Genomic DNA, 17,586 nt, shown 5'->3' with positions numbered 1-17,586 from the left:
CCGGTATTGCAGCTCGACGAGCGATACGGAGAACTCGCGCCTCACGGGATGCAGCTCCTTTCAACATCACGCGCTACGAATCTTGCGGCACGTTGCCAGGCTTCATCCGTGTCGCCGCGATAGGTCAAAAACCGGTCACAGGTCGGTTTGTTGGAGTTGAGATCCAACAGTGCATATTTAACCCAGCCGACCAAGGTGCTCATCTTGTGAACCTCCCCGATGAGCAGATGGCTCGCACCAGCGGATTTCGCTTGCTTGGAAAGCTCTGCGATCCCTAGCTTGCGGGCTGTGCACTGCTCATGCTCGCAAGCCAAAGAAGTGAGGGTGATCTTGCGGTTTTCCGCCAGTTTCTCGCGCACCGTCAACATAAACGCCGTCAGTCGCGCTTCGTGTTCGGCCATCTGGTTTGCGACTTCGCCGGACGTGTCCCTGAAGTCGAAACTGGCAACGGCCAGCGGTTCCACCGTCTCGGCGGCGGCAACTGATGCAAGGGCGCTTGCACCGAGCAGGGCTGAGAAGATAGCCCGAACTGCAGAGTGGAATCCCGGCCGTATATTCATCGACCCCTCCCGAAATCTATACGATTTGTACCACTTTCGTCCTTCTTCGCCGAGATAACTAGAGGACGCTCGCAGCGCTTAGCATGGATTTTGGCATGACTTATCGGAACCACCTGGCCGCACGATTCCTTGGCACGACCAGACGTTGCGGTTGTGGGCCGGGCCTCGGGCGAGGAACAAATGCGCAAGCCAGCGGTTTCAATCGCAAATCGCTACAGCGCCGACATGCAGCAGGAGGTGCCGATGAGCCTGGAGCACTCTCGACCCGCCATAACCGTGGTGATCCCGTTCCATTTGCTGTTCGCGCAGTTTCCGGTCGTCTGCTTCACTCTGACGCTTTTGACCGACATCGCCTATTGGCAAACCGGATTCCTCATGTGGCAGAACTTCTCCGAGTGGCTGTTGCTTGCCGGACTGGTCTTCGGCGTCATCGCGGCGGTGGTCGGCGCGGTGGAATTCCTGCTTCGGCCGGCCCGTTTTGAGGGCCGGACGGTTTGGCCCCATGCGATCGGCTATGTTCTGATCCTCGGGCTTGCCTTCCTGAACAGTCTCGTCCACGCCGGCGACGGCTGGACCGCCGTCGTGCCGTGGGGACTGATCCTGTCCGCGGCGACCGTGCTCCTTATCGTCATCATCGCCGCGCTCGACGGTTCGCTCGCCCATCGGCATGCACGAGCCCATCGACACCCCGGGAGTGAAATATCATGAACAGACCCGCCATGCCGCGCGCCAGCGCGCTCGTCGCTGGCTGCGTCACCCTGTCAATGCTTGCCGGTTGCGGCGACGACGGCGATTTCGACGTTTCTCAGCAGATCGGCCCCGATCCGGTCCTGCCGGAACCCACGGCGGACCTGCTGCCCGACATGAAGATCGCCGAAGTCGTCGGATGGCAGGAGAGCGAGAAGCCCGGCGTGCCCGAGGGCCTCGTCATCGCTGCCTATGCGAGGGACCTCGTCAATCCGCGGACGGTCCACACCCTGCCGAACGGCGACGTTCTCGTCGTGCAGGGGCGTGCACCGCCCGGCAAGCCGATATCGAGGCCCAAGGACATGATCCGGGGCTGGATCATGTCGGTGGCCCGCGGCGGCGGGGGTGGCCCGGAGAAGGACAGCAATCTCATCACCCTGCTGCGAGACACCAACCGCGATGGCCAGGTGGACGATCGGCGCGATCTTCTGACGGGGCTCAACTCTCCCTTCGGCGTCGCATGGACCGACGGAACGCTCTACGTGGCGGCGGCCGACGCTATCCTCGCCTATCCCTATGAGCTTGGCCAGGCGGAGATCACGGAAGCTCCGAGCGTACTGACGCCGCTTCCCGGCGGGCCGATCAATCACCATTGGACCAAGGACCTGGCACTGAGCCCCGACGGCCGTTATCTCTATGCCTCGGTAGGCTCCAACTCCAATGTCGGCGAGCGTGGGCTGGAGGCTGAAAAGGGGCGCGCCGCCATATGGCAGGTGGACCGCGAAACGGGCGCTGCCCGCGTCTTCGCTTCAGGCCTGCGCAATCCCAACGGTCTGGCCTTCCACCCCGAAACCGGCGCCCTCTGGACCGTCGTCAACGAGCGCGACGAGCTCGGGCCAAATCTCGTGCCCGACTACATGACATCGGTGCAGGAAGGGGGCTTTTACGGCTGGCCATGGAGCTACTTCGGCGATCACGTGGACGAACGGGTCCACCCGCCGCGGCCGGAGATGGTGGAGAAGGCGATCGTGCCCGATTACGCCCTGTCCAGCCATGTGGCTGCGCTCGGGCTCGCCTTCACCAACGGCTCAGCCATGCCGGAAGCCTATGCCAATGGCGCCTTCGTCGGAATGCACGGCAGCTGGAACCGCGACACGTTCAATGGCTACAAGGTCGTCTACATACCGTTCGAGAACGGCCGGCCGGCAGGCATGGCTGAGGACGTGGTGACCGGCTTCCTCAACGGCGACCAGGCGCGTGGCCGGCCGGTGGGCGTCGGCATCGACGGCACCGGCGCGCTCCTCATCGCCGACGACGCAGGCAATACGGTCTGGCGTGTCGCGGCCGCCGACGGCTCGGTGACGCCGCGCCCGGTCGGAACGGACGGCCAGGACGGGGCCACGCTCACCAGCGATGTCGGAGAAGAGGCGGACACCACCGCGACGGGCGCAACCGAGCCGCAGCCGGCCGAACCGCTGCAAGTCGAGCCGGCCCAGCCGGAAAGCGGGGATGCGCAACCGCCGAGGCCGGCGCAGATGGAGACCGCCCCGGCGACCCTTCCGGAGGGGACGGCGCAATAGGGCGGATCGTGGGGGACGATGCTTGCGTCGTCTCCCGACCTACAATTTTATGGCGAACGGAACAACCTTTGCCTTGGCCCGGCGGCCGCATCGACCGCCAAGACCTGGCAATTTTTCGGCCACAGGGTCGCGTGCCGTCCACGGCACACCCTCTCTCAGTGTTTCCCGGATTTCCCGGCTCGCTGTCCTTCGGCCTGCTTGCCTGATTGCGAGCCTGAGGCTGAGATCGACTCCTGTCGCTTGCCGTGCTGCACTTGGATCTTCCGGCTTCTTTCCTCATCCGGTCCCTTGGGCAGGGTCACGGTGAGCACGCCGTCGCCAAAGTCCGCCTCGACCTTGTCCGGATCGACCGAATAGGGCAGCCGCAACGAGCGCTGGAACGTGCCGTAGGAGCGTTCCATGAAGTGGTAGTTCTCCTTGTCGTCCTTGCGCTCGAACTTCTTCTCGCCCCGGATGGTGAGCATGTCGCCGTTCAGCGACACGTCGATGTCCTCCTCTTTGACCCCGGGCAGCTCGGCACATATGCGTACCTCATTCTCGGTTTCGCTCACATCGATGTCCGGCAGGATCATGCCGCTGCCCTCCGAGCCGCGCTGGGAGGGGCCGCCGAACCTGCCGCGGAAGACGTCGTCGAACAGACGGTTCATCTCCTCGTGCAGCGAGAGAAACGGATCGCCGAAGCCACGTTCGGTCAGGCCACCGGAACGGAAGGGGGATAAGGGATTTCGTGCCATGATTTCCTCCTTGGGCTGGATTCTGGGCGCGCCAGGAGATTGCCTCGGGCGCGCCGGTGAAGTGCGCAATCCGAACTCCAGATGCGAGCTTAGGTTCCCTTCAGGAGTGGCGAAGGTGAATCGGTTCGCGAGCTCTCGAAATCCTGCCGGAACACTTCGCCCGTACCGCTGTTTGGACCCCGAGAGCGGAACACGGCGTCAGGGGGCCGGCGGTGGGTGAAATACGAGGGCGAAAATCATGGATCCGAGGACCGAGATAGCGCTGCGCACCGGCAACAGGATGCCGGTGATGGGCGTCGGCACATGGCAATTGACGAACGACACGGCCGGCACGATCGAAGCGGCCCTGGAGCTTGGTTACCGCATGATCGACACGTCGGGCGACTACGGCACCCAACCGGGCATCGCCGACGGCATCAAGAGGAGCGGTATCGACCGCGGGGAGTTCTATCTGGTCACGAAGGTCGAGGAAGTGGGTGATGCCTATCAGGCGACGCGCAAGAATCTGGACGAGCTGCAGCTGGACCATGTCGATCTCATGCTCATACATCGCCCGCCGAGAACCGGGGCGGGAGAAGACCTGTGGCGGGGCCTGATCCGGGCGAAAGAGGAAGGGCTGACGCGGGACATCGGCGTCAGCAACTATTCGGCGGATCTCATCGACGCGCTGGGGGAAGTGCCCACCGTCAACCAGATCGAATGGAGCCCGTTCGGCTACAGCGAGGACATGCTGCGCTACGCCACGGAAAGGCACATCGTCATTCAGGCCTATAGCCCGCTTACGCGCTCAAAGCGGCTGCGAAACGCGGCGCTGGCGGAGGTCGCCGCCAAATACAACAAATCGCCGGCGCAGGTGCTCATTCGCTGGAACCTACGGCGCGCCACGGTCCCCATTCCCAAGGCCAACCAGCCGCAGCATCTGGAAGAGAACATCGACGTGTTCGATTTCGAGATCAGCGAGGGAGACATGGAAATCCTCAATGGCTTGAACGAGCGTTACTCCTCGCTCGGAACGCTTCCATACGTTTGAGCATCGCGCCGGGAGGCCGAATACGGCCTCGATCTCGGTCCGGAGCACGAGGACAATGAGCACGCGGAAATCGTCCCGCGGCAGCGCATGTTGAAGTCCCGTCATCTGACCAGGCCGCTGTTTGACGGTCGCTGGGCCTGAGCGGCCGTCGGCCGTCGGAAGCCGCTTTCCGCATCGCCGGCTTAAGGGTTCCGGCCGCCGCTGCCATAGGGACGCGTGATGATCTCGAGCAGATGGCCGTTCGGGTCCTCGAAATAGAGGCCGCGCCCGCCATCGTGATGGTTGATGTCGCCGGGCTTTTCCTGGCCGGGGTCCGCCCAGTAGTCCAGCCTCCGCGCGCGGATTCGGCCGAATATCGCGTCGAATTCCGCCTCGCCGACGAGAAAGGCGTAGTGCTGTCGCACGATCTCACCTTCCGTTTCCATATAGTCGAGATTGGCGTCATTGTCGGTCGTGACCACCTGGAACGGCCCCCAGTGTCGCGGGGCCGGCAAGCCCAGCATATCGGCCAGGAAATCTGCCGAGGCCTTGGCGTCGTGAGCCGACAGGATCGTATGGTTGAAGTCGATTGCCATGGTGATCTCACGGAGACGTGGGTTCGATTTTGGGAGGTTTCGACCGGTTAACACGCCCGCCCGCCTCTTGTTCCGGGACCTCGGATGCGCTTTGATCGATCTCTCCATGCCTCGCCGGGGGGCGCTCAGGATCGGGGCCGAAGGCCTGTCCACCGCAAGGCACTCGCAGCCGCTGCCCTGATACCGTCCGTTGGACAGGTTGGCAGCTTCGGCCCGCCCAAGCCCCAGGCCCGTGCGGTTTCAACGGTCGAGGAGATGCCCACATCCAGAAAGAAGGCCCCGCTCTTTTCGTGGCCCGCGGCCGTATCGAGGGGAGCGCCGTGGGCCATGCCGGACAGAGTGTGGAGTTCTATGACGCCGCGCCCGCTTGCGTTTTTCCAGATATGCAACGTTCGGCTGCCGCGCCGTTTTGTGGAGGACGGATGCGGGCCGATGCCGTGCACGCCGCGCCACTGCTCCACGATGGCCGTTGCATTTGCGGGCACCACCGTATCGTCGCCGGTGCCATGCCAGACGGAAATCCGCGGCCAGGGCCCTTTATGGTCGAAGGCGCTGCGGATTTTGGCTTGCAGTGCTTCGGTATTCGGAAGGCCATATCCTCGCATACGATCGAAGGCTTCCGGTACCGTCGACGCCGCCATGTACGGCAGGCCCGCGAGAATTGTGCCGGCGGAGAACACATCCGGATAGGCCGCCAGCATCGCGTTCGCCATGGCCCCGCCCGCGGACAGGCCGGTAATGAAAATTCGGCTCCGATCCACATTGCAGCGCTCGATCATGTGCTCGACCATCTGCCGGATGGACAGAACTTCTCCGGAGCCTCGTCTGACGTCGGCCGGATTGAACCAGTTGAAGCAGAGATTGCTGTTGTTGGAGCGAACCTGTTCCGGGAAAAGAAGTGCAAAGCCGTAATCGTCGGCAAGGCGCGACCATCCGGAACAGGCGTCGTAGACGGCGGACGACTGCGTGCATCCGTGCAAGACGACAACGAGTGCGGGGGAGGGTGCTATGCTCTGCGGTGCGTAGCACCAGCCTCGAAGTTCGCCCGGGTTCGGCCCGAAACGCTCCAGGGGTTTGAGCGGGGAGGCGACGGTACGGGGAACCTCGCTGGCGTAACGCTGTCGGGATAGTCGTCTCACAGTATCTGAAAGAGATCTCATGCTGCCTCCGTTTAGGGCTGCGCATCACTCGCGAAGGGTCGCTCTAGATCACGATGACTTTAGGTCGGATCGACTAAAATCATGGTTTAACGGGTTAGCGCGGGATGCAGGCGGAAAACCGCGCACACATTTCCTGCCCCCGCGCTAGCACTTTGAACTGCGGCGTTCCTATCCGCACATCGAATACGGCTTTGTTGCTGAGGAAACGCTTTATAGCGGCGATTGGTTGCTGCACTGCACAATGAATATCGCCACTGGAGCGATCAAGCGGATCACTTCATCGTGAGGTCCGGGCTCCAGCTTGAAACGACGGCACGCCGCTCCAATTCCCGGGGCAAATTCAGCCTCTATGCGGAGGACGCCGATGGCCGCTTTTTCCTCCAGAACCGGATATCGCTTCGTCAGAACCGCTTTCCTGGCGCTCGCCTCGGCTGCGGCGTTCGCACCCGGCCCGGCGCGCGCCGAGGTCTTCGCGCGCGTTCCCGCGGCGCGCGAAATGGCGGTCTGCGGCGACACATTGTTCGTCGGAACCAAGGGGTCCTCGGTCTATGCCGTTCCCCTGTCCGGCGGCCGCGCCCGCCGGGTCGCCTCCGGGTTCTCCGCCCCGAACGGGGTCGCATGTTCCCGCGGCCGTCTGTTCGTAGCTTCGAGGGACAGGGTGACCGCCTTCGAGATCGGGCGCGGAGGCACTCTGAGCGGGAGGCGCGACATTCGACATGGATTGCCGAATTCGGGAGCCCACAGCCTTCGCTACATCGCCGTCGGTCCCGATTCCCGGCTTTATGTCTCGTTGGGGTCGCCCTGCAACATCTGCCTGCCGCGGGGCCTACAGGGCACGATCGTCAGCATGAACCAGGACGGCTCCGGTCTTCGGCGCGTCGCCTGGGGCGTGCGCAATTCCGTCGGCTTCGACTGGCGCGGCGGCACCATGTATTTTACCGACAACGGCGCCGACCGCATGGGTGACGATATCCCACCCGACGAGTTGAACGTGCTTCGGCCGGGCGGCTTTTACGGCTTCCCCTATTTCGGTGGCCAAATCCGGCTCAGCGGTTTCGAGCACGCCACGCCGCCGGCAAGGCAGATTCCGCCGGTTCTCAACTTCCAGGCCCATGTCGCGGCCCTGGGCATTCACTTCTTCCGCAGCCTTGGCGGCGATGCGCTTGTCGCCCAGCACGGCAGCTGGGACCGGTCGGTACCGGTCGGCTATCAGGTCGTGCGGGTGCGCTTCCGCGGCGGCCGCCCGGTCTCGGCGACGCCTTTCATCAGAAATGTCGGCCGGCCCGTGGACGTCAAGGAAGCCCCGGACGGCGCCATTCTGGTCTCCGACGATGCAGGAGGCGCAATTCACGTCTTCAGGCGGTGACGCCGAATGGCTGCGGCGACGAGTACCGGTTAGGCGACCGGGCGGCCGCGGGACGAGCCACGATCAAATCACCGCATCATTTCCGCGAGGCTCCTGCCTGCCCGATGCAGTTCCTCCGGCTCGAATCCGGAATAGCCGAGGATCAGCCCTCTTCGTTTCGGGGCGGCAAGGTAATGGGTCGAAAGCGGCAAGGCGCCGATGCCGAGCTCCAGAGCCGCGATAGCCAGTGCCTCATCGTCGCATTCGTCGGCAAGGTCGGCGATCAGGTGCAGCCCCTGCTCCGGCGCGGTCGCTTTGCCCTGGAGCCCCTCGATAAGGGCATTCCGGCAGGCTTCCGCGCGCTTGCGCACCCGCCGCAGATGGGCCGCGAAGTGGCCCTCGTTCAAGAGATCGGCAGTGGCGCCCTGCGGCAGGCTGGGTGGCTGGCGGTCCATCTGCCGGCGCAGCGCCAACACGGGCTCGACCAGCGGGTCTGGCAGGATCGCGTAACCGACACGAAGGCCTGGAAAGAGCACTTTCGAAAAACTGCCGAGATAGATCACCCGGCCGGCATCATCCATGCCCTGGATGGAGGCGAGCGGGGGCCCGGAAAAACGGAATTCGCTGTCGTAGTCGTCCTCGAAGATCCACGCATCGTTGCGCTTTGCCCAGTCGATCAAAGCGAGCCGGCGCCGCATGGTCAGTGTCACGCCGAGCGGAAATTGATGCGACGGCGTGCAATAGACGGCCGCAGCCTTTCCGCCGATTGCTTCACCGGCGGCGACATCGATGCCCTCCCCGTCAACCGGGACCGGCACGATATCGAGGCCAACGCCGGAAATCGTCGCGTGAGCCGAAAGGTAGCAGGGATCCTCCAGCCAGACCGCGTCACCGGGCCGCAAGATGGCGCGCATCACAAGGTCCAGCCCGTGGCGGATGCCTGAAGTCACGATGACCTGACCCGGATGGCAGCGGACGCCGCGCGCCACCCTTGCGTAGTCGGCGATCGCCCGGCGCAATTCGCGCTCACCGCTTGGATCGCCGTAGTTGTAGAAGTTCGGCTGCGGCCGCTCCAGCCGGCGATGCAGAAGCTGGCGGAATATCTGCCGGGTTCGCTCGTCCGCCATCGCGATGCCCAGGGTGCAAGGGTGCGGAGGTCCGGAATGGTCCGTCTCGTCCCCGACGGTTTCCGGCCCCTCCGGACTGAGTTGAGGCACCTCGGCCGCCACGAAGGTGCCGGCGCCGACGCGCGCCTCGGCAAAGCCTTCTGCAACCAACACTTCATAGGCGTCTACTGCGGCCCCGCGCGAAAGGCTGAGGCGGCGGGCGAGATCGCGCGTCGTCGGAAGCTTGGCGCCAGCCGGCAACTGACCCGTCTCGATCAGCCGGCGAATGGCCCTGTAAAGCGCACGCGATCGCCTGCCCGCCTCCGGCATCACAGGAATGAGTGCCGAAAAGTCCGGCAAAATGGTCTGGTTTTTTTCCATTGAATTGGCTCTATTCTGGACCAATCGGATGGTGCAGTCATGGACCAGCAGGCTCATAAACACAAGGCGCAGCATTCCATGTCCGGCAATACGATCCTTCCTCCCCTTGAAAACGAAGCGAGTCCAGGCTCCTATCCCGTTTCCGAACGCAACAAACTGCGACGGTTGCATGAGCGTGGGCGCTACGACGTCGAGGCGGTTCATGCGGTGCTCGACGCGGCGATGCTCTGCCATGTCGCCTATTCGATCGACGGCGAGCCTTTCTGCACGCCGACGATACACTGGCGCGAGGGCGGCCGGCTTTACTGGCACGGTTCATCGGCGAGCCGCATGCTGCGTCAGCTCAAGGCCGGCGCGCGCGTGTGCCTCACGGTCAGCCATCTCGACGGACTCGTGCTCGCCCGCTCCGGCTTCCACCACTCGGTGAACTACCGCTCGGCCATGTGCTTCGGTACGGCGCGGATCATCGATGACCAGCATGAAAAGGAGCATGCGCTCGAGGCGCTCATCGAGCGCTTCTATCCGGGACGTGCGCGCCTGCTTCGTCCATTGGCGCGGCAGGAGATCAAGGCGACGATGGTGATCGGCATGGAGATCGAGGAGGCTTCGGCCAAGATGCGCGCGGCAGGTGTCGGCGATGACGAGGAGGACTATGCGCAGCCGATCTGGGCGGGCGTCATTCCAGTCCGCACCGTAATCGACCCGCTCGAGGCCTGTTCGCGGCTATCACCAGATGTGCCGGTGCCGGAGGGGCTTTCGGGCTTTGCCCCGGGACGCGGGCTCGACGAGGTGCTGCTGGAGAACCAGCGGCGATACGAGCTGAGCGCGGGCTGAGCGCCCTAGCGCGGGATGAGGAAAAGTGTGCGCGGTTTTCCGCCCGCATCCCGCGCGAACTTCTTAGAATCGATCACGTTCATGATTTTAGGTCGATCCGACCTAAAATCATTGTGATCTCATGGCCCGTTTCGGCCGCGCCCGTTCGGGCGCCGCGCCCCTCCCTCTGCAAGTCCACACCGGTCGGTCTGCGCCTTGCGGGGCTGCGTTGTAACCCAGGGCACAATTTCATGCGAAAGAATGCGCTATTCTCACCTTCGTTAACGCGCAGCAACTCCTCCCATTTGCGCAAGACGTCGATCGGTTGCACTCCCTCCTCCCGGGCCCGATCGGTTCAAAGACCCCGACGCCTCCTCCGCGCTCGGGGTCTTTTCTATGGTACGGGGGTCACCGTCCGCTTTCATGACCGCATGCCTTCCCTTACAATCCCATGCGGACGAAGAGGAGTTCTGCCATGAGCGAAGACGCCTTCAACATGTCGACCCGCAAGTTCCTGAAGGAAGTCGGTGTCACCTCGCAGCGCAAGATCGAGGAGACGGTGCGTGAAGGCCAGGTCGGCGGCAAGACGCTGAAGGTCCGCATGACGCTGACGGCGGAAGGCACTGGCCTCAATCACGTAATCGACGGAGAGATCGAGCTTCCCTAGGCCCGGCTGGCGAGCCGGGACCTTCGCAAAACGCGATGCACGGATTCTACAGTGCCGGTCACGCCCCAAGCCTCTGCCGCTCGGCGATCCGCCAGGCGCGCGGCGTCATGCCATTGTGGCGGACGAAGAAGCGCGAGAAATAGGCCGGGTCGGAAAAGCCCAGACGGAAGCTGATTTCCTGCACGCTTGAGCGGGTAAAGACAAGCTCGCGCCGGGCGGCGGTGAGGAGCCTTGCAGCAATGATTTCCTGCACGCTTTTTCCGGTCATCGCCCGTGTGATGCGGTTGAGATGCGTCGGCGACAGGCTGAGTTCTCTTGCATAGAAGGTGGCCGGCCGATGCAAGAGATAATGTTGCTGAAGGAGCGCCTCGAAGAGCTCCATCCGCCGCTCGTTATTGGTTTCCCCCGGCGCATTCCCGTTCGGCGGCGCTTGTGCAAGCCGTGCCGCCAAGGTCAAAACCGTAATCAGATAGCTGTCGAGGAGTACGGTGCGGTGGCTGCGCCGTGCCTCCCATTCTGCGGCAAGACGCTTCAATGTGTCGGCGATATATCGCCCGTCTTCTCCACCACCGAGCGGCGCCAGGCGCGGTGCAGCGAGCCACGAGCCCAGCCTGCTTCGTCCGCCCGAAGAAGCCGGCAGATGGGATGCGAGAATCGTGAAGACGAAGCCGTCCACGTCGCGAGAGAAACGAAAGCCGTGACTTGCGGCCGGCGGGACGGTGATGACCGTCGGCGGCGAAATAGGCTCCGTCCGCTCGCCGAAGATCGCATCGCCGGAGCCGCCGGCGATGTACAGGATCTGAAAGAAATTCTCGTGGCGGTGCAGTCCGATCTCCCAATGGTGAAGGCTGCTGCGAGACGGAATCGTCTCGCAGTGCAGCCAAAATTCCGGCCGTTCTCCGGATTCTTCGCCATAGAGTTCATAGGTCGGGACGGGGCGCTTCATCGAACTCCTTCTGGGTCAATGTTCTATTTGTGCAATTTGTTGGCGGAAAAGTCCATTGAGGCGCCTGCCGGTGGTGCGCAGAATTTGACAAGTGTCAGGCCCCGATTGTGGCAGGACATCGACCGGGCCGACGGGGGGTCCAGGGAGGGCCGACAGGGGGGTCCAGGGAGGAAAGCATGCGCACACAGGTCGCCGTCATCGGATCCGGTCCATCCGGCCTGCTGCTCGGGCAATTGCTCACCCGAGCGGGGATCGACAATGTCGTTCTCGACCGTGCGAGCAAGGACTACATCCTCGGTCGGGTACGGGCCGGCGTGCTCGAGGAGGGCACGGTTCGGCTGATGGATGAGGCGCATTCCGGCGTCCGCATGCACGCGGAAGGCCTGCCGCATGACGGCTTCTCGCTCGCCTTCGATGGCCGCGATCACCGCATCGACCTCGTCGGTCTGACCGGCGGCAAGCGGGTGACGATCTATGGCCAGACCGAGCTCACGCATGACCTGATGGACCATCGCGAAAAGGGGGGAGCGCTCTCGATCTATGAGGCGGCGAACGTGACGCCTTGCGAATTCGAAGGACACGCGCCCTACGTCACCTATGAAAAGGACGGCATCACCCACCGCATCGACTGCGATTTCATTGCCGGATGCGACGGCTTTCATGGGGTGAGCCGGAATGCGGTACCGGGAAAGGCGATACGCACTTTCGAGAAGGTCTACCCCTTTGGCTGGCTCGGCATTCTCGCCGATGTGCCGCCGGTCAGCCACGAACTGATCTACGCCAACCACCCGCGCGGCTTCGCACTCTGTTCGATGCGATCGATGAGCCGCAGCCGCTATTACATCCAGTGCTCGCTCGATGAGCAGATCGATGAGTGGACCGACCAACGCTTCTGGGACGAACTGCGGCGCCGGCTGCCGCCTCACCATGCCGAGTGCATGGTGACCGGGCCCTCCTTCGAAAAAACCATAGCGCCGCTACGCTCCTTTGTTGCCGAGCCGATGCGTTTCAACCGGCTGTTCCTCGTCGGCGATGCCGCCCATATCGTGCCGCCGACCGGCGCCAAGGGGCTGAACCTTGCCGCGAGCGACGTGCACTACCTGTTCGAGGCCCTGCTCGAGCACTATCAGGACCGCTCCAATGCCGGTTTGGATTCCTATTCGGCCAGGGCCCTGGCACGCGTCTGGAAGGCGGTTCGCTTTTCCTGGTGGATGACGACGATGATGCACCGCTTCCCTGATACCAGCGATTTCGACCAGAAGATCCAGGAGGCCGAGCTCGACTATCTCACCCATTCGCGCGCCGCGGCGACGGCGCTGGCGGAGAATTATGTCGGCTTGCCGTTCTAAGAGCAACGCCATCGATTTTGTTAGTCTGAAATATTGTTCATTGACATAACAATAGTTCTGCATAACAAATTGATGAGGGAGGAAATGCGATGATCAAAGGGCACGTGGCCGTGGTGACGGGAGCGGGCAGCGGTCTTGGGGCGGCGACCGCGCGGCACCTTGCCGGGCTCGGCGCCAAAGTCGTCTGCATCGATCTGAGCGAGGACGCGGCAGCGGCTGTTACCGCCGACATCGGCGGATTGGCCTTGGGCGCCGACGTCTCCGACGCGGCGGCGGTGGAGGCGGCATTCGGTCGCCTCTTGGACAAGCTCGGCGTGCCGCGCGTCGTCGTCTCCTGCGCCGGCATCGGCACGGCGGCCCGCATCCTGCCGCGTGACGGCAACCTTACCATCGGTGCGTTCGAGCGCACGCTGCGGGTCAACCTGCTGGGCACCTACACCGTGATGAGCGTTGCGGCGCGGGCAATGGCCGCGGCCGAGCGGCTCGACGGGGATGGCGCAAGGGGTGTAATCATCAATACAGCCTCAATCGCCTATGAAGACGGGCAGCTCGGGCAGGCCGCCTATTCCGCCTCGAAAGGCGGAGTGGCCTCGATGACGCTGCCAGCCGCCCGCGAACTGGCGCGTTTCGGCATCCGGGTCATGGCCATCGCTCCGGGGCTTTTCGAAACCGCCATGAGCGCGGGTCTGCCCGACGATGTCCGCGGGGAAATCCTCAAGGCGGTGCCGTTTCCTTCAAGGATGGGCGACGCGAACGAATTCGCCCGGCTGGTGCAATGCATCGTCGAAAATCCAATGCTGAACGGCTCGGTGATCCGCCTGGACGCGGCCGCGCGCATGCCGATCAAATAGGAGATGGCTTTTGTCACAGGCGCACGTCAAACCCAAAGCCGCAGCACGGATTCTGACCGTCGAGATCGATGGCCCGCTCGCCATTTTGACCATGAACCGGCCCGAGAAGCGCAATGCGATGTGCGACGCCCTGCTTGATGCGATCGACGCGTTCTTTGCGAGGCCGCCCGAGGGAGTCCGCGTCGTCATCCTGACCGGCAAGGCGGGGCATTTCTGTTCGGGGCTCGACCTCAGCGAGCACGTGACCCGCGATGCCGAGGGCACGATGCGGCATTCGCGCAACTGGCACCGGGTGATGGATCTCGTTCAGTTTTCGGGCCTGCCGGTTGTTTCGGCCATGTACGGCGCCGTCATCGGCGGCGGGCTGGAGCTTGCGGCCTCGACGCATGTGCGGATTGCCGAGCCCTCGGCCATATTCCAGCTGCCGGAGGGGCGGCGCGGCATCTATGTCGGCGGCGGTGCCAGCGTCCGCATCGGCCGCATCCTCGGCTCCGACCGGATGTGCGAGATGATGCTGACCGGCCGTAAATACGGCGCCGAGGAAGGATTGGCATTGGGCCTCACGCACTATGTAGTGGGCGAGGGCGAGGCGATGTCGCTCGCGCGCGAGCTGGCGCAGAAGATCGCGGAGAACGCCCAGCTTTCGAATTTCATGATGATCCAGGCTATCAGCCGGATCTCCGACATGTCGCGCAGCGACGGCCTCTTTACCGAGAGCCTGGCGGCGGCCGTGTCGCAGACCAGTGCGGATGCGCAGGAAGGCCTGCGGGCCTTCCTCGAAAAGCGGAAGCCGGAATTCCGATAGAACGCAATAGCCAGAGTGGTAGGTCGAGATAGAGGGAGGAATATCGATGGCCAGCTTTACGAGACGGACGATTTTAGCGTCGATCGGGGCGGCGCTAGCCGCGCCCGCAATCCTGACGCGGGCGCATGCCGCCGAGGTGACCCTTCGGCTGCATCACTTCCTGCCGGGCGTTGCGCCGATGCAGACGAAGTTTTTCGAGCCCTGGGCCGCCGAACTGACCGCGGCCTCGAACGGGGCGATTGAGGTGCAGATCTTCCCGGCCATGCAGCTTGGCGGCAAGCCGCCGCAACTTGCCGACCAGACGCGGCAGGGCATTTGCGACATCGCCTGGACGTTGCCGGTCTATACGCCCGGCCGGTTTCCGGTTGCCGAGACCATGGCGAACCCCTTCATGGTGACCAACGCCGAGAAAACCTCGGTGGCCATGCACAAGCTGATGGACGAGTTCGGCCAGAACGAATACCGCGGCATGAAGGTCCTGGCCTTCCACACCCATGATGGCGGTAAGCTGCACACCCGCGACGCGCCAGTGCGAAGCAAGGCCGATCTGAAGGGCCTGAAGCTCAGGGCGCCCAACCAGTCGACCGGTGATCTCCTGGCCAATCTCGGCGCGGAGGTGGTCTTCTTCCCGGTAACGGAAATGGTGGTGGGCCTCTCGAACGGCGTGATCGACGGTTGTTGCCTGCCCTATGAGGTCGTACCGGCCTTCAAGCTGCAGGAGTTGACATCCTACAGCGCGGCGCCGGCGCCGGCGGCACGCGGGCTCTATGCCAATACCTTTGCACTGGTCATGAACCAGGCCAGATACGAAAGCCTTTCGGACGATCTGCGCGGCGTCATCGACGCGGCGTCCGGCATGGCCCTGTCGCATCGGCTCGGCAAGCAGTTCGATGAATTCGAGGCCTTCGGCAAGTCGGTGGTCGAGAAGCAGGGCAATCAGATCGTCGAGATTCCGGTCGAGGAAGTCGCGGCCTGGCGCGAGGCCGCGGCGCCGATCTATGACGCCTGGATCGCCAAGCTCAACGATGCGGGCCATGACGGCGCCGCAATCATGGCCCGTGCGAACGAACTGCTCGACGGGGGCTGACCATGGCGGAACGCCTTCCCATCGGGGGCGAACAGGAGGGAGACTCCCTCCTGTTCCAGCTGCTCCATGTCTCCTGTACAGCGCTCGCAGGTCTCGGCGGGCTGGTCGTTCTCGGCGCTGCCTTGATGGTGACCCTATCAGTTGCCAGTGCCACCCTGGGCCTTGGCGCCATCCGCGGCGAGTTCGAATTGGTGGAACTCTCCTGCGCAGCCTGCGCCTCATTGTTTCTGCCGCTGTGCCAGTTGGCGAGGGGACATGTCATGGTCGACGTGTTCACCAACTGGTTGCCGGGTGCGGCCAACCGGACCATTGACGCGATCTGGACGCTGGTCTTCGGGCTGGCCTGGGGCCTTCTGTGCTGGCGGCTCTTCCAGGGCATGGTCGAAGTGCGTGGCTACGGCGACCGGACCATGCTCCTCAGCGCCCCGATCTGGTGGGTCTACATTCCGGCGGTCCTGGGCACCGGCCTGTCGGCCGTCGTTGCTGCCCTGCAGGGACTTGCAGCGCTGTTCCCTAGCACTTTCCGGATAGGGACCTCTTCATGACGCCTTTTGCAATCGCCATCCTCCTGGTTGTAGCGCTCTTTATGCTGATCTTCATTCGCATGCCGATCGCCCTCGCCATGGGGCTGGTGGGCGCGGTGGGCTACGTCCAGTTGAGCTCGGCAGCGGGGCTGATGGCCTATCTGAATACGGCCTGGGTCGACAAATTCATGTCCTACGACTTCGCCGTCGTCCCGCTCTTCATCCTGATGGGACATCTGGCGACGAATTCCGGCATCTCCGCATCGATCTTCGCCGCGGCGCGGTCCTGGATCGGGCATCTGCAAGGAGGTCTTGCGATGGCGGCGGTCGCCGGCTGCGCGCTATTCGGCTCGATCTCGGGCTCGTCGCTCGCAACCGCCTCGACCATGACGCGCGTGGCCATGCCGGAGATGCGCAAGCACGGCTTCTCCAGCGCACTTTCCTCCGGCGCGCTGGCGGCGGGGGGAACGCTCGGGATCCTCATCCCACCCTCGGTGGTGCTGATCATCTATGCGCTTCTGACCGAGCAGAACATCGTCAAGCTGTTCCTCGCCGCGACCATACCCGGCATATTGGCCGTTATCGGCTTCATCCTCGCCATTTCGGTCTATGTGCGGCTCTATCCCGAAGAGGGGCCGACCAGTGAACGGGCGAACTTGCGTCAGCGGCTCCGCTCGCTGCGCGACATCTGGCACGTGGCCCTGATCTTCGTGATCGTCCTCGGTGGAATCTATGGCGGCTTCTTCACCCCGGCTCAAGGCGCGGCGATCGGCGTGGTACTGACCCTTATCCTCGGGCGACTCAAGGGCAAGCTCACCCGCCGGAAGGTCATCGACAGCCTTGTCGACACCGCCGGATCGACCGCAATGATCTTTGCGATCGTCTTCGGGGCCGATCTGTTCAACGTGGCGCTGGCGCTCAGCCGCATGCCGGTCGAGGTGGCCGAGTTCTTTGCCGGCTCGGGCATTCCGCCGATGTTGATCCTGCTCTCGATGGTCGTCTTCTACCTCGTCATGGGCTGCCTGATGGACAGCCTCTCGATGATCCTGTTGACCGTGCCCGTCTTCTTCCCGACGATCATGGCGCTCGATTTCGGCCTGACCCCCGAGCACCTGGCAATGTGGTTCGGCATCATCTCCCTCATCGTCGTCGAAATGGGCCTGATCACCCCGCCGGTGGGCATGAACCTCTTCGTCATCTCGGCCCTGGCCAAGGATATTCCCATGATCGAGATCTTCCGAGGCACGCTGCCGTTCATCATTGCCGAATTCACCCGCATTGCCGTCATCATCAGCTTTCCGGCCCTGAGCTACTGGCTGGTTGATGTCGTCGCGAACTGAGGAGGCCCGACCATTTCTGCGACCGCCAATTCCGATCCAGTCACGG

General features: G+C 63.5%; 18 protein-coding genes. 12 read left to right on the top strand and 6 right to left on the bottom strand.

Annotated elements, in window-relative coordinates; all coding sequences use genetic code 11:
- Positions 1-41 precede the first annotated feature (41 nt).
- Positions 42-560: a DUF2380 domain-containing protein gene (locus SJ05684_RS26935; protein ID WP_050980032.1), complete on the bottom strand. Its 519-nt coding sequence runs from the start codon at positions 558-560 to the stop codon at positions 42-44.
- Positions 561-803: 243 nt separating this feature from the next.
- Here SJ05684_RS26935 and SJ05684_RS26930 point away from each other — a divergent pair, with 243 nt between their 5' ends.
- Together SJ05684_RS26930 and SJ05684_RS26925 are read left to right on the top strand one after the other, a co-directional pair.
- Entirely contained in the window at positions 804-1,268 is a 465-nt protein-coding gene (locus tag SJ05684_RS26930; protein ID WP_034855374.1) for a DUF2231 domain-containing protein, read from the top strand.
- Complete coding sequence (locus tag SJ05684_RS26925; protein ID WP_034855334.1) at positions 1,265-2,827, top strand: PQQ-dependent sugar dehydrogenase; 1,563 nt, start codon at positions 1,265-1,267, stop codon at positions 2,825-2,827. Before SJ05684_RS26930 ends, SJ05684_RS26925 begins: the two co-directional genes overlap by 4 nt.
- 155 nt (positions 2,828-2,982) lie before the next feature.
- On the opposite strand, the gene SJ05684_RS26920 is transcribed toward SJ05684_RS26925, so the two are convergent.
- Positions 2,983-3,561 (bottom strand): Hsp20/alpha crystallin family protein, encoded by a 579-nt coding sequence (locus SJ05684_RS26920; protein ID WP_034855332.1) that lies wholly within the window; start codon positions 3,559-3,561, stop codon positions 2,983-2,985.
- A 238-nt stretch (positions 3,562-3,799) separates the two neighbouring features.
- Here SJ05684_RS26920 and SJ05684_RS26915 point away from each other — a divergent pair, with 238 nt between their 5' ends.
- The gene (locus tag SJ05684_RS26915; protein ID WP_034855331.1) at positions 3,800-4,591 is read left to right on the top strand and encodes an aldo/keto reductase; all 792 of its coding nucleotides are present in this window, start codon (positions 3,800-3,802) and stop codon (positions 4,589-4,591) included.
- A gap of 182 nt (positions 4,592-4,773) precedes the next feature.
- Here the strand turns inward: SJ05684_RS26915 and SJ05684_RS26910 are convergent, their stop codons facing one another.
- Positions 4,774-5,166: a VOC family protein gene (locus SJ05684_RS26910; RefSeq protein WP_034855329.1), complete on the bottom strand. Its 393-nt coding sequence runs from the start codon at positions 5,164-5,166 to the stop codon at positions 4,774-4,776.
- Between the two features lie 125 nt (positions 5,167-5,291).
- Positions 5,292-6,326, bottom strand: a complete 1,035-nt coding sequence (locus SJ05684_RS26905; RefSeq protein ID WP_083846162.1) for an extracellular catalytic domain type 1 short-chain-length polyhydroxyalkanoate depolymerase — start codon at positions 6,324-6,326, stop codon at positions 5,292-5,294.
- Positions 6,327-6,690: 364 nt separating this feature from the next.
- Here SJ05684_RS26905 and SJ05684_RS26900 point away from each other — a divergent pair, with 364 nt between their 5' ends.
- Positions 6,691-7,692, top strand: a complete 1,002-nt coding sequence (locus tag SJ05684_RS26900) for a PQQ-dependent sugar dehydrogenase (RefSeq protein WP_034855327.1) — start codon at positions 6,691-6,693, stop codon at positions 7,690-7,692.
- Positions 7,693-7,760: 68 nt separating this feature from the next.
- On the opposite strand, the gene pdxR is transcribed toward SJ05684_RS26900, so the two are convergent.
- Positions 7,761-9,158, bottom strand: coding sequence for a MocR-like pyridoxine biosynthesis transcription factor PdxR (gene pdxR / locus SJ05684_RS26895; protein WP_083846165.1), 1,398 nt, complete (start codon positions 9,156-9,158; stop codon positions 7,761-7,763).
- 78 nt (positions 9,159-9,236) lie between these two features.
- Here pdxR and SJ05684_RS26890 point away from each other — a divergent pair, with 78 nt between their 5' ends.
- Positions 9,237-9,992, top strand: a complete 756-nt coding sequence (locus SJ05684_RS26890; RefSeq protein ID WP_050980030.1) for a pyridoxamine 5'-phosphate oxidase family protein — start codon at positions 9,237-9,239, stop codon at positions 9,990-9,992.
- Positions 9,993-10,446: 454 nt separating this feature from the next.
- Positions 10,447-10,638, top strand: coding sequence for a DUF6494 family protein (locus SJ05684_RS26880; RefSeq protein WP_034855324.1), 192 nt, complete (start codon positions 10,447-10,449; stop codon positions 10,636-10,638).
- 58 nt (positions 10,639-10,696) lie between these two features.
- Here the strand turns inward: SJ05684_RS26880 and SJ05684_RS26875 are convergent, their stop codons facing one another.
- On the bottom strand, positions 10,697-11,584 hold the full coding sequence (locus SJ05684_RS26875) for a helix-turn-helix domain-containing protein (RefSeq protein ID WP_095694394.1): 888 nt from the start codon (positions 11,582-11,584) through the stop codon (positions 10,697-10,699).
- A gap of 176 nt (positions 11,585-11,760) precedes the next feature.
- Here SJ05684_RS26875 and pobA point away from each other — a divergent pair, with 176 nt between their 5' ends.
- From pobA to SJ05684_RS26845, 6 genes are all read left to right on the top strand, one after another.
- Positions 11,761-12,933: a 4-hydroxybenzoate 3-monooxygenase gene (pobA, locus tag SJ05684_RS26870; protein ID WP_034855315.1), complete on the top strand. Its 1,173-nt coding sequence runs from the start codon at positions 11,761-11,763 to the stop codon at positions 12,931-12,933.
- 89 nt (positions 12,934-13,022) lie between these two features.
- Positions 13,023-13,784 (top strand): SDR family NAD(P)-dependent oxidoreductase, encoded by a 762-nt coding sequence (locus tag SJ05684_RS26865; protein WP_034855314.1) that lies wholly within the window; start codon positions 13,023-13,025, stop codon positions 13,782-13,784.
- Positions 13,785-13,794: 10 nt separating this feature from the next.
- Complete coding sequence (locus SJ05684_RS26860) at positions 13,795-14,589, top strand: crotonase/enoyl-CoA hydratase family protein (protein WP_280109803.1); 795 nt, start codon at positions 13,795-13,797, stop codon at positions 14,587-14,589.
- Positions 14,590-14,635: 46 nt separating this feature from the next.
- Entirely contained in the window at positions 14,636-15,676 is a 1,041-nt protein-coding gene (locus tag SJ05684_RS26855; protein ID WP_034855313.1) for a TRAP transporter substrate-binding protein, read from the top strand.
- 2 nt (positions 15,677-15,678) lie between these two features.
- Positions 15,679-16,221 (top strand): TRAP transporter small permease, encoded by a 543-nt coding sequence (locus SJ05684_RS26850; protein WP_050980029.1) that lies wholly within the window; start codon positions 15,679-15,681, stop codon positions 16,219-16,221.
- Positions 16,218-17,540 (top strand): TRAP transporter large permease, encoded by a 1,323-nt coding sequence (locus tag SJ05684_RS26845; RefSeq protein ID WP_034855312.1) that lies wholly within the window; start codon positions 16,218-16,220, stop codon positions 17,538-17,540. Before SJ05684_RS26850 ends, SJ05684_RS26845 begins: the two co-directional genes overlap by 4 nt.
- Positions 17,541-17,586: the final 46 nt, after the last annotated feature.

It is taken from the genome of Sinorhizobium sojae CCBAU 05684 (assembly GCF_002288525.1).
GTDB classification, from domain to species: Bacteria; Pseudomonadota; Alphaproteobacteria; order Rhizobiales; family Rhizobiaceae; genus Sinorhizobium; species Sinorhizobium sojae.
This window is presented reverse-complemented; position numbering and strand designations above follow the sequence as displayed.